Raw genomic sequence first — 15,566 nt, 5'->3', positions numbered from 1 at the left:
ATCGCCTTTAGCTATTATATATAAAAAAAGACAAAAAATCAAATAAGAGTATAATAAAATTAGTTAAAGTAAAGAAAATAGATAGGAGGCTTTATGGATTATAAGTCAGTATATGAAGGTAAAAATTTTGGAATTATACTTTTTGATGAGCCTTTAAAACTTCATACAAATTTTGGAATAGGTGGACCATGTGATGTATTTGTGGAGCCTAGCAAAGAAGATGAATTAATTAATCTTATAAAATTTAATAAAGAAAATAACATAGAAACTACAATTATAGGAAATGGCACTAATATTCTTGTAACTGATAAAGGGATAAGAGGGTGCGTTATAGCCTTATCAAATAATTATGATAATATTGAAATAAAAGAAGACCACCTCATAGTTACAAGTGGAACTTTGTTATCAAAAGCATCAAAACTATCATTTAAAAATGAACTTACAGGAATGGAAGAGGTCTCAGGAATCCCTGGTACTATAGGTGGGGCTGTAGCTATGAATGCTGGAGCTTATGGGAGAGAGATGAAAGATATAATTGAATCTGTAAGACTTATAGATAGGTCTGGTAATATAGTTGAACTATCAAATCAAGAGATGGATTTTTCATATAGGCATTCTAAAGTTTTTGATGACGATTTAATTGTATCCTCTGCAAGCTTTAGATTGAAAAAAGGAAATCCTGAAGATATAAATGAAGCTTATAAAGATTTCACATATAGAAGAACAAGTAAGCAGCCACTTGAGAAAAAATCGGCTGGGTCAACCTTTAAAAGACCGGTAGGATCTTTTGCTTCAAAACTTATAGATGAAAGTGGACTAAGGGGATACTCTAGAGGAGATTGCCAAGTAAGTGAAAAACACTGTGGTTTTATAATAAATAATGGTGATGCCAGTTTTGAAGAGATGGATAATTTTATAAAGGAAATTGCATCTATAGTTAAGGAAAAAACTGGTTTTATTCTAGAAAGAGAAGTTAAAATACTAGGTGATTTGTAATGAAGGTTAAAATAATTACAGGTCTTAGTGGCTCTGGAAAAACCACAGCCTTAAGAATACTTGAAGACTTAAATTATTATGCTATGGATAATGTGCCAGGATCCTTAATAGAAAGTTTTATATATTTAAGCAAGTCACAAGATAAGCCAATAGAAAAATTAGCCTGTGTAGTTGATTTTAGATCAATGGAAGTAGAAAAAAATCTTAAGGAAACTTTAACAAATCTTAAAAAAATCAACAAGGATACAAGCATCATATTTCTAACAAGTAGGGATGATGTAATAATTAAAAGATATAATGAGTTAAGGCGACCTCATCCTTTAGGCTCTTTTGGTGATGTTAAAGATGGTCTTGAAAGAGAAAAGATAATGTTATCTGATATAAAAGATATGGCAGATTTAATCATAGATACTAGTAATTATAATAACAAAAACCTAAAACAAGTTCTATTGAATATATCTGATAGGAAAGAGAGTTTTATTATTAACTTATTTTCTTTTGGATATAAAAATGGTTTAAGTCTTGACTTTGATGTAGTATTTGACATGAGATTTTTACCTAACCCTTATTATATTGATGATTTAAAACAATTAAATGGCACCGACAAAAAACTTAGGTCATATTTAGATGAATTTGAAATAGCTCAAGAATTTAAAAATGAAGTTTATAAAAACCTAATTAAACTTATACCATATTTTGCTAAAGAAGGAAAGAATTCTATATCAATAGGATTTGGATGTACAGGTGGTCAACATAGATCGGTTTATATGTGTGAAAGTATATACGAAAAGTTAAAAGAAACAAATTATATAGTAATAAAAAAACATAGGGATAAGGATAAATGGAGAAAATAAAATACTTAAAAAGACTGCCCTTTGAAAGTATAAAAAATGCTAGAGACCTTGGAGGTATGCCTACCTTAGATGGAGAAATTACCTCTTGGTCTAAATTTATCAGATCTGCAAATCTTGATGATATCACAGATAAGGATATATCATTATTAAAAGATTTAAATGTATCTACTATAATAGATTTAAGACGTGATGATGAAGTTTATAAAAACCATAAGAGATTAGAAAAAATAAATGAAAATTTTTCTTACCATCAGGTTTCACTTTCACCAAGGGCCATGAGATATGAAGAAATACAAAGAATAATAGATAAAAAAGATTCAATAGGAAAATCATATATATCTATAATAGATAATTACAAGGCTATAAGAAAGGTTTTTGAAATACTAGCAGATAATGATAAGGTTACACTTTTTCATTGCCAAGAGGGAAAAGATAGAACAGGAATCATAAGCATGGTATTATATGGTTTAGCTAATGTAGCAAGGTCGGATATAATTGCAGATTATGAGATATCTTCAGCAAATCTTGGTTATATTGAAAGGTATGATCAAGATGAAAAGGGATCTATTTTTAGAGTAACCAACCCTTATAATATGAAAGAGGCTATATCTTACATAATTAGAAAATATCAAAGTTTTGAATCTTATCTGTATTATGCTAAACTTGATAGAAATTCTATAGATAAATTAAAAAAGAAATTAATTGAATAGAGAGTGATTAGATGTCTTTTTCAAAAAGATGTAAAAAAGAAATATTAAAAAAAGAGCCTGAAACAAGTCAAATAGATGTGGAATTATTAGCCTACCTATACTTCTCAGGTTCTATTAGAATTAGAAATAATTCATACAAAATATTATTTAAAGCAAGTGAGAATATAGAAGCAAGATATATTTATAAAATTATAAAGGCAAAATATGATTATTCTCCTGCCATAGAAATTCAAAACAAAAGAAAATTTTCTAAAGATAGATCATATGTTGTCATAGTTGAAGATAGTTACATAGCAGATTTAATACTTGATTTAGCAGATTATTATCAAATATTTGATTTGGAAAAATTTTTAAAAAAAATAAAAACTCAAAAAGAAAAAAAAATTATATTGAAACTAGCTTTTTTGTTAAAAGGCTCAATCAATGATCCTTACAGAGGTTATAACCTTGAAATAAATTTATCTGATAAAAATGAGGTTTATTTAATAGAAAAACTTATGAAAGATTTCAATATAGATGCAAAAATAAATAAAAGAAATGATAATTATAGTGTATATATAAAAGATTCAGATAAGATATCAGACTTTCTAGCTATAATTGGAGCAAATAAATCCTTATTTGACCTTGAAAATGTAAGAGTTATTAAATCAATAAGAAATGATATAAATAGGCAAAATAATTTTGATAAGGCAAATATAGATAGAACAATAAAAGCATCTTTTAATCAAGTAGAAGCAATCAATAAGCTTAAAAGAAATAAAATTTTTGATAATCTATCAAAAGAATTAAAAGAACTTGCTGACTTAAGAGTAGAATACCCTTATATTTCTATAGAGGAATTAGGAAAGATGGCAAATCCTCCTTTAAGTAAAGCCAAGGTTAATTATAGATTACAAAAGTTTATAAAACTTGCAGAAAGTGATAATAATGATGAGTGATTTTACACATTTACACCTACACACAGAATATTCTTTATTAGATGGATTCACAAAAATTGATAAGCTAATTAAAAGGCTTAAAGAGTTAAATATGAAATCTTGTGCCATAACAGATCATGGCCAAATGTATGGAGTTATTGAATTTTATCAAAAATGTAAGAAAAATGGCATAAAACCAATAATTGGTTGTGAAGTTTATGTTTGTGAAGATGATTTATCTATAAAGACACCTGCTAATAAAAGATACTATCATTTAATACTTCTTGCCGAAAACAACGAAGGTTATAAGAATCTTTTGAAAATAGTTTCAAAAGGATATACTGAAGGATTTTATTATAAACCTAGAGTTGACTTTGATACTATAAAAAAATATTCAAAAAATATAATTGCCCTATCAGCTTGCTTAAATGGTGAGATTAATCAAAGAATTTTAGAAAATGATATAAAAAGAGCCTATGAGACTTGTGAAAGATACTTAGGTGTTTTTGGTAGAGATAATTTTTATCTGGAAGTTCAAAACCATGGTTTGAAGGAACAAAAAAAAGTAAATGAAATCTTATTAAAGATGCATGAAGATCTTGATATTGAATTGGTTTGTACTAATGATGTTCATTATGTCGATAAAAAAGATGCTTATTATCAAGATGTACTCTTGTGTATACAAACAGGTTTTTTACTTAAAGATGAAGATAGGATGAAGATGCCAGTTGATGAATTTTACTTAAAAGATTCTTCTATGATGAAAGAAATTTTCAAAGAATTTCCTCGTGCATATGAAAATACTAAAATAATTGCAGATAGGTGTAATGTTGAAATTAAATTTCATGAGCCACATTTGCCTTATTTTACAAAACTTCCAAAAGATTTATCTAATCTAGAATATTTAAAAAAACTTGTATATAAAGGGCTAAAAAGAAAATATAAAAATATAACAAAAGAGATAATAGATAGGACAAAAAAAGAAATCAATGTAATTAATAATATGGGTTATGTAGATTACTTTCTTATAGTATGGGACTTTGTAAGATATGCAAAAGACCATAATATAGCAGTAGGCCCAGGAAGAGGATCTGCAGCAGGTTCTATTATTTCATATGCCCTAGATATAACTAAAATTGATCCTTTAAAATATAATTTACTTTTTGAAAGATTTTTAAATCCTGAAAGAGTATCTATGCCAGATATAGATATAGATTTTTGCTATGAAAATAGGGACAAAGTTGTAGATTATGTCTATGAATTATATGGAAAAGACCATGTATCTCAAATTGTAACTTTTGGTAGAATGCAGGCAAGAAACGCAATAAGAGATGTTGGTAGAGTTATGGATGTATCCTATAATAAGGTAGACAAGATAGCAAAACTTATTCCTCAAGCAATAGGAATGACAATAGATCTTGCCCTAGAAAATACAGAAAAATTAGCCCATGAATACGAAAATGATGTGGAAACAAAAAGAATGATTGATACAGCAAGGGCTATAGAATCTCTACCACGTCATACATCAATTCATGCAGCAGGAGTAGTTATCTCAAAAGATATTTTAACAGATATAGTTCCTCTTTCCATGAGCAATAATCAGATAGTAACTCAATTTAATATGGTAGAAATAGAAGAATTAGGGCTATTGAAGATGGACTTTTTGGGTCTTCGTAATTTAACCGTAATACAGGATACTGTAGAAGATGTAAAGAAAAACAAAAATATTGATATAAATATTGAAGATATAGATGAAAATGATTCAGAAGTTTTAAGTCAATTTACTAAAGCTGAAACTATAGGTATATTTCAATTTGAATCAGCTGGTATGAGAAATTTCCTAAAAAATTTAAAACCTAGAAAATTTGATGACTTGGTAGCAGCAAACTCATTATTTAGACCAGGTCCTATGGATCAGATTCCAAATTATATAAAAAATAAAAATAATCCAAAAAATATCACTTACATTGACGATAGTCTAAAACCTATACTTGAGCTAACATATGGAATTATTGTCTACCAAGAACAGGTAATGCAAATAGTACAACAACTTGCTGGATTTTCCTTAGGAGAGGCAGATAATCTAAGACGTGCCATGAGTAAGAAGAAAATGAGTGTCATGGAAGAAAATAGGGATATTTTTGTAAATGGAAAACTTGATGAATCTGGAAATGTGGAAATTAAAGGTTGTGTTAGAAATGGTATATCAAAAGAAAAGGCTAATAAAATATATGATGAGATGATATCTTTTGCCAAATACGCATTTAACAAATCGCACTCAGCTGCATACTCATTAGTTGCCATGCAAACTGCTTATTTAAAATATAATTTTAAGGAAGAATATATGGCAAATCTTTTAACTTCTGTAATGGGAAATACTTCAAAAGTATACCTTTATATTTCTGAAGCTAAAAGGTTGGGAATAAAAATTCTACCACCTGATATAAATAAATCAAAAAAAAGATTTGTAGTAGATGATAATAAGATAATATTTGGTCTATCAGCTATAAAAAATGTTGGAGCAAATTTGATAGATGCTATAGTTATGGCAAGAGGAAATTCTAGATTTAATAATTTTAAAGAATTTCTTGAAAGAGTAAATGAGGTTGATAGGACTGCTTTAAATAAAAAGGCTTTAGAATCTTTGATAAAGGCTGGGGTATTCGATTCTTTGGGACATAATAGGTCAACTCTTATTGCAAGATATGAGAATGCTTTAATATCTGTTCATGAAAATGAAAGGATAAATGTAAAAGGTCAAATCAATTTATTAGATTTTGCAAATCAGAGTAGTACTTATAAAAAAAACCAGGAATCTATCAAAGAAATAAATGAATATTCTCAAAAAGAGAAATTAAAGAATGAAAAGGAGGTCTTAGGTTTTTATATATCAGATCATCCTTTGAATGCAATTAATAAAAAATTAGAAGGTTTTGTTAATTTTAATTGTGGTATAAATGAAGAATTAGATGAAATTAATATTGACAATTATGATAAAAAAGATGTAATATTGCTTGGAATTATTACTAATAAGTCCGAGACAATGACTAAAAAGTCTACCCTAATGGCATTTTTAAATATTGAAGATATGTCAGGAACTATAGAAACAATAATTTTTCCTAATATATACAAAGACTATAGGTCAATGATAAAAGAGGACGGAGTTGTATTAGTTAAGGGAAGGCTTAAATCAACTGATAATGAACTTAAGTTAATAGCATCCTCATTTATAGATGTTGAAGATCCGGATTTTAAAATTTTATATATAAAATTGAAATTTATAAGGTATAATGAGATAAGAAATGATTTGTCAAACTATAGAGGAGATACACCTGTAGTTTTATATTTCTATGATAAAAATAAAATCAGATATATGAAAATAAATCTTTGGATAAATAAAGAATCTGATCTTATTAACTTATTAAAACAAAAATTAGGAAAAGAGAATGTTATATTAAAGTAAGGAGATAAAATGAAGACAATTGGTATACTTACTAGTGGTGGAGATGCTCCAGGTATGAACTCTGCCATAAGAGCGGCGGTTAGGACAGCTCTTAATAATGGAATGAGAATAAAGGGTATCAGAAATGGATATGATGGTCTAATGAAAGGCGACATATACGAAATGAATGTATCATCAGTTGCCGATATAATCCATAAGGGAGGTACCATACTTGGTACAGCAAGAAGCACTGAATTTAAAGAAGCAGAAGGTCAAAAAAGAGGAGCACAAATACTCACAGACTACGGTATAGAAGGACTAATAGTTATAGGTGGAGATGGTTCATATAAGGGAGCTAAAGCACTATCTGATCTAGGTATCAAAACAATAGGAATACCAGGAACAATTGATAATGATATGGGTTATACTGACTTTACTATCGGATTTTTTACAGCAATTGAAACAGTAATAGATGCTATAGGAAAATTACGTGATACTTCATCATCACATGGTAGAGCGGTTGTTATAGAAGTTATGGGACGTCATTGTGGAGATTTAGCTTTATTTTCAGGGCTTGCTGGTGGAGCAGAATCAATAATAGTTCCAGAACATAAATTTTCTATTGATGAAATAGTTGAAAAAGTAAATCATGGTAGAAAAAGAGGTAAACTACATCATCTAATCGTACTTGCAGAAGGAGTAGGTAATCCTTATACAGTAGCAAAAGAAGTAGAAGAGAGAAGTGGAGTTGAAACAAAAGTAACGGTTTTAGGTCACGTTCAAAGAGGTGGTTCACCATCTGCTACAGACAGACTTTTAGGCTCTATTATGGGAGCTAAGGCTGCTGAACTACTAAAAGATGAAAAAACAAATATTGCATTAGGCTATACTAATGGACAAATTACTCAAGTAAGCCTTGATGAAGCTGTCTCAATAAAAGGTGACTTTAATGAAAGTCTATATGAATTAGCCAATAAATTATCAAAATAAGAGGAGGATAGTATATGACACCTGAGATACTAAAAAAAACTAAGATAGTTTGTACTATAGGACCAGCTTCAGAATCACCTGAAGTTTTAGAAAGATTAATTAAAAATGGTATGAATGTTGCAAGGTTAAACTTCTCTCATGGTAGCCATGAGGAACACCTTGAAAAAATAAAAACAATAAAAAGAATTAGAAGAAAACTCAATGTACCTTTAGGAATAATGCTTGATACAAAGGGACCTGAAATAAGAATAGGAAACTTTGATAAAAAGGAATATTTTTTAAAACCAGATGATACCTTTGTTCTAACAACTAGAGATGTAATTGGAAATCAAAATATAGTTTCAGTTTCTTATGAAGGGCTTCCTAGAGATGTAGAAAAAGACTCAATTATTTCTATTGATGATGGTTTAATCCAACTTAAAGTTTTGGAAATAAAAGATGGAACAGACATAGTTTGTACAGTCCAAAATAATGGTGTAATTTCAAATCATAAGGGAGTTAATCTTCCAGGAAGAGTTACCAATTTACCAGCTATCACACCAAAGGATGTTGATGATATCAAATTTGGTATAGAAAATGGAATTGATATGATAGCAGCTTCATTTATAAGAAAAAAAGAAGATATCTTTGATATAAGAAAAGTACTTGAAGATCATGGCGGAGAAGATATCCTAATTATTTCAAAAATTGAATCACAAGAAGGTGTAGATAATGTTGATGAAATAATTGAAAATAGTGATGGAGTAATGGTAGCTAGGGGAGACTTGGGTGTTGAAATTAGAACTGAGTTAATTCCTTTAGTACAAAAAGATATTATTAGAAAATGTAATAAAGCAGCTAAACCAGTTATAACAGCAACTCAAATGCTCGATTCTATGCAAAGAAACCCAAGACCAACAAGAGCTGAAACTACTGATGTTGCTAATGCCATAATAGATGGGACTGACTGTGTAATGCTTTCAGGTGAAACAGCTGCTGGTAAATATCCAGTTGAAGCTGTAAAAACAATGAGAGATATTTGTATTACAACAGAACTATCTGATGACTTTGAAGAAAATATCTATAAGACAAATATTGACTCAGAGATTACAACAACAAACTCAATTTCAAGATCTACATGTACTATAGCAAGTCAATTAAATGCAAAGGCAATAATTACATGTACATCTTCAGGTAATACAGCAAGAGCTGTATCTAAATTTAGACCAAGAACAAATATAGTTGCTTGTACTTTAGATGAAAGAGTTGCGAGAAAACTTTCAATTTCTTGGGGAGTATATCCTGTAGTAGTAGAAGCAGCTAAAGAAACTGATGAACTAATAGAAAGAGCTATAGTAGGTGCTTTGAAAGGAAATTATGTTCAAGAAGGGGACCTTACTGTAGTAACAGCAGGAATTCCTCTAGGAGTATCAGGAACAAGCAATCTGATAAAAGTTCACGTAATTGGAGATATAATTGCAAATGGAACAGGTGTTGGTAATAAATCAGTATCTGCAAAAGTTGTAAAAGGATCTACAAAAGAAGAACTTGAAGGAAAATTTGAAGATAGTGATATAATTGTAGCAGAATATACAGATAAAGATCTTAATGAATTTATGGAAAGATCTTCAGGAGTAATAGCTGAAAATGGAGGACTAACAAGTCATACAGCAGTTGTATCAATTCATTTTGGAATACCAGCAATACTTGGAGTAAAAGGTATCTTCGATGCTGTAGAAGATGGAGAAGTAGTAACTCTAGATCCTGTAGGAGGAATCGTATATAAGGGAGAAGCAAAGGTATTATAATGGTAATTAAAGATATCAAAATAATTGATATCCTACAAGATGGTAGGGGAGTTGGAAGAACAGACACAAAAATTGCTTTTATAGAAAAGGCGATTTTTGGTGAAACTTGCCATATAAAAGTAAATAATGAAAAAAAGAATTTCTATGAAGCAGAAAAAATTAAAACTTCAAAGAAATCTCCCTACTATAGAAAACCACCATGTCCATATTATAATGAATGTGGTGGTTGTTCTATTATGGATATAAACTATGAGACACAAATTGACTTAAAGAAAAATTTAATAAAAAATGCCATAGAGAAATTAGCCAATATAAGAATTGATAAAATTGAGTTAGAAAAAAGTCCAGAGTTTTTTTATAGAAATAAGATTAGATTGAAAGTGGACAGAAAAGGAAGACTCGCCTATAACAAAAAATATTCAAATGACCTAGTTTTGATAAAAGACTGCCTACTTGCAAGGGACATAATTAGAGATAATTTAGAAGAAATAGAAAAATTAACTATGGACATATCACAAAAATATCCAGAGTCTATAAGTGAGATAAGTATTAGGACAAATAATAAAGAAATAATGCTTAATTTAACTATTAATAATGAAAAAGCTAACTCATACATTAAGAAAAATTATATAAATTCTAAATTTCATATTAATTTAATAACTGATAATAGTTTAGCTAATATATCAGGTAAAGATTATCTATTATATAAGATTGATAAGAATAAATTCAAAATTTCCTTAAATGATTTTTATCAAGTAAATGATTTTATGGTTGATAAATTATATAAAATAGCAAAATCTAATCTAGATAAAGACAAAAAAATTCTAGACCTATTTTGTGGGTCAGCTACAAGCTCTATTGCTATAAATAAAGATCATATAATAGGCGTCGAGATAAATAAAAATGCAATAAAAGATGCAAATGAAAATGCAAAATTAAATGAGCTAAATGATTATAAATTCATAGCTAAAAATGCTAATTTTATAAATCAAAAATTTATAAAAGAAAATAATGTAGAAGCAGTAGTACTAGACCCACCAAGAGCGGGACTTAGTAAAGAAATAATAAAAACAATTTCAAAAACAAATATTGAAAAAGTAGTATATATATCCTGTAATCCTCAAACTTTGGCAAGAGATATAAATAGATTTCAAAATAATGGTTATAAAATGAAAAATATAAGAGCAGTTGATATGTTTCCACAAACTATGCACGTGGAGACGATATTATTGATATCAAGGATAGAAGATTAATAACAGAACAATGGCGAAGTCAAGGGGTTGGAGATTTTATGCTAAATCTAAAAACTCATAAATATTAAAACAAGTTCTATGGAAAAATATAGAAAGAGAAAATGTAGCGTAAAAATTTTCTACAACTGGGTAATAAAGAACAAAAAGACCAGAGAAAATATTATACTCACTCTGGTATTATTACAACTTTGTGGGTCAAATTATAACCACGTTTTTAAGATTAAAAGTTAATTTTATAAATCAAGGTCAGGAACAATTTGAATTTTATAATCCGGATAAAGGTCTTTGACTTCTTTATTTATTATTTTAAGGGCATCTTCTATTTTAATGTCAAAGCTCAAAACAACATCAAATCTTAAAGAAATTTTATCGATATCGCAGTAAAATCCATGGACTTGTAGAGCCCAATCATGAGATAAAATTTTCTTTTCGACAGTTTTTCTAATTTCTGTAGCTTTTTTGTCTTTAGTATTAAAAGAATATACACCGAGAGCAATTAAAATTACTCCAGTTTTTTTATAAATCTTGTGTTGTAATTTTCTTGTCAACATGTCAACCTCATCGACTTGCATTTTGTCTGGAAGTTCAACATGAAGGGAAGAATAGTATTTATTAGGACCGTAATTAAAAAGCGCTAAGTCGTATACTCCAAGAACTTGTTCTTCTTCACTAACTAACTCTTTTATTCTCTCTACCATTTCATGATCAGCTCTGTGACCAATTAAATCATCAACAGTTGATAGCATTATTTCAATTCCAGCCTTAATCATGAAAATTGAAATAATTATACCAATATAAGCTTCAAGAGAAATTCCCCAAATTGTAAAAATAATTGCAGACAAAAATACAGAAAAAGAGAGAATTGCGTCAAATAAAGCATCAAAACCCGATGCAATTAATGCAGTAGAATTAATTTTTTTGCTTTGTTCTTTCACATAATTTCCCAAAATAAATTTTACGACAACTGCCAAACCAATAACTACAATAGAAAGTATTGTATAGGATGCAGGACTTGGATTTAAAATTTTCTTCACAGATTCAACCAAAGAAGTAATTCCAGCGTAAAGAACAAGAGCAGCAATAATCATCGAAGATATGTATTCAATCCTTCCATAACCCATTGGATGCTTTTTGTCTGGAGCCTTGCTGGCAATTTTTTCGCTTATGATAGTTACAACAGAAGAAAGAGCATCAGATAAATTGTTCACAGCATCTAAAATCAGTGCAATAGAATTAACAAACAAACCTAAAATTGCATTAAATATTGCGAGAAACACATTGATTAAAATAGCAATTATACTTGTCTTTATAATTGCCTTTCCACGATTTTTTAAGATATTGAAATATCATAACTCTCTTGTGACATAATAACCCCTTTTTATTTAAAATTTATGATTAATTTTTACGCCTTTTTAATACCCATAAGTTTATTGTTTAAACAAAGAATAGAGAAATGGATAAGAATGAAAAGTATATAGTATAAACAAAATAGTAAACGACATGCCACTTATAATTTAAGCGAACCAAGTCCTGTTTTTTGATTTTAAAATAGTTTTAACTTATAGTATCAATATATTTGGGATAATATTGATTTGCCAAAATTCAAAGCTCAGGATGATTCAGGAATTTTTTCAATCATGGAGCAAATAAAAAAGAATAAAAATCGCTTTTTAGAAATCGAAGAGTTTATAAGTGCAAACTCAGTTTTAAATTATGTAATTTATTACAATGTATTAAAATCATTATAATGGAAAAGATAAGGATAAAAAAATACTGTTATTCATCTTTCAAGTTAAAGAATTATAGAAATATCTAATTATTTTTGGAAAAGTGATATTTAGCGGTAAGTTAAATAATAAATTTTAGTATTTGACTAGTCCCTTAGGGACGGTGATATCCTTTAAATAGAGGAGGGATATTATGATTATAAGTGAAGTTCAAAACAGGACGGGTCTTACAAGAAAGGCTATTAAATATTATGAAGAAAGAGGACTAATTAATCCCAAAAGACTTGAGAATGGGTATAGAGATTACAGTGATAAAGATATTAAAATTTTAAAAAAAATTTCTGTGCTTTCTAAAGTTGGATTAAGTGTAGCTGAAATTAAAGGAATACTACATTCACAAGATTCTTCATTATCTACGATTTTAAGGAATAAGGAATTTGAATTAAATATTGAAGAAAAAAAGAAAGAAATTCTTGAACTTATAATCAAGGGAGAAGAGCAAGCTACGATAAATAAAAAACTTGATTTGTTAGAAACTAATAAAACTATCTATGAAAGATTAATGGATAAATTTCCGGGCTATTTTGGACAAGTTTTATTTTCAGCCTACAAGATATTTTTAAATGAAAATCTAGATAAAGATGGGAAAAAAGCCTTTGAAAAATATATAGAGTACTTAGATAATTTACCAGAATTTCAATTGTCTAATGACGAAGGTAAATACATTGAAAAATTAACTAAATCTTTTTCTATGGCAGATTTAGAAAAAATTAATGAATCAAAAATTGAAGCAGTGAATAATATAAAAAAATGGTTTAAAGATAATGAAAAATTTATTTTTGACTATGAAAAATATAAAAAAAGTGATGAGTATTTAAATAGTGAGGTTAAGAAAATACAAGATAGATTTCAAAAATACATGGTGGACAATGGATATTATGAGATTGCAATTCCACTCATTAGAAAATTTAGTAAATCCTATGATGAATATTATAATAAATTAATACAAGCCAATAAAAAATATTTAAAAGAAAAAAATTCTTATTCTAGATAAAAATGTATTTTGGGAATAGGGTTGTGGACTATAGGTATGATTTAATTAATATACAATTAAGAAATCGAAATGTCTTAAATTATGAGGAATATAGGAGCTTATGTAAGAATTCTAATTAACATAATATTATAATAAAAAGTTGTGCCTTTTTTGACACAACTTTTTATTACATATTTATTATATCTCCAAGAATAGATGCCGCAGCTGGGATTGAGCGAGACTTGCTGCCTATTATTGTGAGATCGCAAAGGGTATCTGTTTTATATTTAACAGATTTGTTCTTACTATTTACGAAGTATAGACTGTCATTTTCTGAAACTAGGTACATTTATATAGCTTCAATTGAATTTATTTCAGCTCCTGCGAGGTCATATAACCACCTATAGTACACACTATTCAAAGATGTAAATTTTTTCCTTTGCAAGATTATTTAGTTTTTTATATATTGGATTAAATCTGAAAATCTTTTAGGAATTTAATAAATTTTTTTTCTTTATTGGAAAGGGCTTTATTTTTAAGAAAAAATAAATTTACATTTCTTTTAGAATAAGTCAAGTCCATAATATTGTGTAAATTATCCTAGTCCAATATTTACTATTTCATTCTAATATACAATTTAGAAGATGTTATCCAATCCTCATTGATATCAATGAGGATTGCGCCTATTAGTCTAATAGCTGAGTCTTCATTTGGAAATATTCTAACGACTTTCTCTCTCCTTCTAACTTCTTCGTTTAGTCTTTCTAAGCAATTGGTTGATTTAAGTCTACTATGAATTACTCCATTAGATAAATAGGAAAAAGCATCTTCAAAGCCTTCATCTAAGGTGTTTAAAGAGGTTTGATATTTCTTTTCTGTTTCATATTTTGAGAAGATTTCTTCTTTCATTTTTCTTGCTAAGTTTATATCTTGGATTTTAAATAGGGCTTTGATGTCTGTTCTAAAGTCTTCAGTGTTTTTCTTTGGTGCTTTTGATAGGATATTTCTTAAGAAATGTACCTGACATCTTTGCCATATTACATTTACGAATGTTTCTTTTATTGCTTTTACTAGAGCTTTGTGAGCATCTGATATTACCATTTTAAGTCCAGATAGTCCTCTAGCTTTTAAATATTCAAAGAAGTTTGACCATGAATTTTCACTTTCACTAGAACTTAGGTCTAAGCCTATGATTTCTCTATTTCCTTTTTCAGTTGTTCCTATTGCAATATGACAAGCTTTTGATACTACACGATTGTTTTCCCTTACTTTTATGTAGACCACATCTACAATTAGATACGGAATTTTTAGTTTGCTTAAATCACTATTTCTCCATAGCTTTACTTCTTCGTCAAGCTCTTTAGTTAAAGATGATACAAAGGATTTAGAATATGCTTTGCCACATATATTTTCTATCACCTTGGATACTTTTCTTGTTGATACTCCTTGAACATACATTTCTAGCATGGTTGAAAGTAGTGCTTTTTCATTTCTTTGATATCTTTCAGATACTTCTGTTGAGAATTTACCATCTCTTGTCCTAGGTACTCTTAAAGTTAATGTTCCTATTTTGGTTGTATAGTCACGTTCATAGTATCCATTACGGTAGGTGATTCTGTTAGGATCTCTTTGATAGGCTGTATTTTCTAAATATTCATCTATTTCTTTTTCCATAAGCTCGTTAAATATTTTACTTAGAATAGTTCTTGCCATATCATTTTTAACTTCTTAGTTAATTAAGTTTTGAATATCTTCTATGTTTAATGTAAAATGTAATTGGGTCATTTGTTCCTCCTAGTTTAGTTTTGGTTTGTTAAAAACATTGTACTAGTTTGGGTTTTAAATGACCTTTTTCTT

At 28.5% G+C, this 15,566-nt stretch carries 11 protein-coding genes and 1 pseudogene; 10 read left to right on the top strand and 2 right to left on the bottom strand.

All coding sequences use genetic code 11. The annotated features are described in order from the left end of the window. Nucleotides 1-93 precede the first annotated feature (93 nt). The 8 genes from murB to rlmD are packed head-to-tail and all read left to right on the top strand — an operon-like array spanning nt 94 to nt 10,949. On the top strand, nt 94-996 hold the full coding sequence (gene murB / locus FYJ26_RS01720) for a UDP-N-acetylmuramate dehydrogenase (protein ID WP_154539002.1): 903 nt from the start codon (nt 94-96) through the stop codon (nt 994-996). Further along, entirely contained in the window at nt 996-1,850 is an 855-nt protein-coding gene (gene rapZ, locus FYJ26_RS01715) for an RNase adapter RapZ (RefSeq protein WP_154539000.1), read from the top strand. Before murB ends, rapZ begins: the two co-directional genes overlap by 1 nt. Continuing rightward, nucleotides 1,838-2,560, top strand: coding sequence for a tyrosine-protein phosphatase (locus FYJ26_RS01710; RefSeq protein WP_154538998.1), 723 nt, complete (start codon nt 1,838-1,840; stop codon nt 2,558-2,560). The genes rapZ and FYJ26_RS01710 overlap by 13 nt, the downstream gene beginning before the upstream one ends. Before the next feature lie 11 nt (nt 2,561-2,571). After that, entirely contained in the window at nt 2,572-3,498 is a 927-nt protein-coding gene (whiA, locus tag FYJ26_RS01705) for a DNA-binding protein WhiA (protein ID WP_154538997.1), read from the top strand. Further along, nucleotides 3,488-6,940, top strand: a complete 3,453-nt coding sequence (locus FYJ26_RS01700; protein WP_154538996.1) for a DNA polymerase III subunit alpha — start codon at nt 3,488-3,490, stop codon at nt 6,938-6,940. The genes whiA and FYJ26_RS01700 overlap by 11 nt, the downstream gene beginning before the upstream one ends. A 9-nt stretch (nt 6,941-6,949) precedes the next feature. After that, nucleotides 6,950-7,909 carry a 6-phosphofructokinase gene (pfkA, locus tag FYJ26_RS01695; protein ID WP_154538995.1) on the top strand — a complete coding sequence of 320 codons (960 nt, stop codon included), beginning with the start codon at nt 6,950-6,952 and terminating at the stop codon, nt 7,907-7,909. A gap of 14 nt (nt 7,910-7,923) precedes the next feature. Beyond that, nucleotides 7,924-9,696, top strand: a complete 1,773-nt coding sequence (gene pyk, locus FYJ26_RS01690; RefSeq protein WP_154538994.1) for a pyruvate kinase — start codon at nt 7,924-7,926, stop codon at nt 9,694-9,696. Next, nucleotides 9,696-10,949: a 23S rRNA (uracil(1939)-C(5))-methyltransferase RlmD gene (gene rlmD, locus FYJ26_RS01685; protein WP_154538993.1), complete on the top strand. Its 1,254-nt coding sequence runs from the start codon at nt 9,696-9,698 to the stop codon at nt 10,947-10,949. Before pyk ends, rlmD begins: the two co-directional genes overlap by 1 nt. Before the next feature lie 233 nt (nt 10,950-11,182). On the opposite strand, the gene FYJ26_RS01680 is transcribed toward rlmD, so the two are convergent. After that, complete coding sequence (locus tag FYJ26_RS01680) at nt 11,183-12,226, bottom strand: cation diffusion facilitator family transporter (protein ID WP_407926330.1); 1,044 nt, start codon at nt 12,224-12,226, stop codon at nt 11,183-11,185. Nucleotides 12,227-12,541: 315 nt separating this feature from the next. On the opposite strand from FYJ26_RS01680, the gene FYJ26_RS10770 reads away from it, so the two are divergent. Both FYJ26_RS10770 and FYJ26_RS01675 read left to right on the top strand, forming a co-directional pair. Next, nucleotides 12,542-12,697 carry a hypothetical protein gene (locus FYJ26_RS10770; protein WP_195837836.1) on the top strand — a complete coding sequence of 52 codons (156 nt, stop codon included), beginning with the start codon at nt 12,542-12,544 and terminating at the stop codon, nt 12,695-12,697. A gap of 172 nt (nt 12,698-12,869) precedes the next feature. After that, nucleotides 12,870-13,730, top strand: coding sequence for a MerR family transcriptional regulator (locus FYJ26_RS01675; protein WP_154538992.1), 861 nt, complete (start codon nt 12,870-12,872; stop codon nt 13,728-13,730). A gap of 594 nt (nt 13,731-14,324) precedes the next feature. Here the strand turns inward: FYJ26_RS01675 and FYJ26_RS01670 are convergent. Next, nucleotides 14,325-15,494: pseudogene (locus tag FYJ26_RS01670) on the bottom strand (IS256 family transposase). Between the last annotated feature and the right edge of the window lie 72 nt (nt 15,495-15,566).

The organism is Anaerococcus porci (assembly GCF_009696575.1).
Taxonomy (GTDB): Bacteria; Bacillota; Clostridia; order Tissierellales; family Peptoniphilaceae; genus Anaerococcus; species Anaerococcus porci.
The sequence above is the reverse complement of the archived record's forward strand: the minus strand, read 5'-3'. Positions and strand labels throughout refer to the sequence as shown.

Coding starts and splice junctions, on each gene's coding strand:
- murB (WP_154539002.1), top strand. CDS start 94: ATGGATTATAAGTCAGTATATGAAGGTAAAAATTTTGGAATTATACTT.
- rapZ (WP_154539000.1), top strand. CDS start 996: ATGAAGGTTAAAATAATTACAGGTCTTAGTGGCTCTGGAAAAACCACA.
- FYJ26_RS01710 (WP_154538998.1), top strand. CDS start 1,838: ATGGAGAAAATAAAATACTTAAAAAGACTGCCCTTTGAAAGTATAAAA.
- whiA (WP_154538997.1), top strand. CDS start 2,572: ATGTCTTTTTCAAAAAGATGTAAAAAAGAAATATTAAAAAAAGAGCCT.
- FYJ26_RS01700 (WP_154538996.1), top strand. CDS start 3,488: ATGATGAGTGATTTTACACATTTACACCTACACACAGAATATTCTTTA.
- pfkA (WP_154538995.1), top strand. CDS start 6,950: ATGAAGACAATTGGTATACTTACTAGTGGTGGAGATGCTCCAGGTATG.
- pyk (WP_154538994.1), top strand. CDS start 7,924: ATGACACCTGAGATACTAAAAAAAACTAAGATAGTTTGTACTATAGGA.
- rlmD (WP_154538993.1), top strand. CDS start 9,696: ATGGTAATTAAAGATATCAAAATAATTGATATCCTACAAGATGGTAGG.
- FYJ26_RS01675 (WP_154538992.1), top strand. CDS start 12,870: ATGATTATAAGTGAAGTTCAAAACAGGACGGGTCTTACAAGAAAGGCT.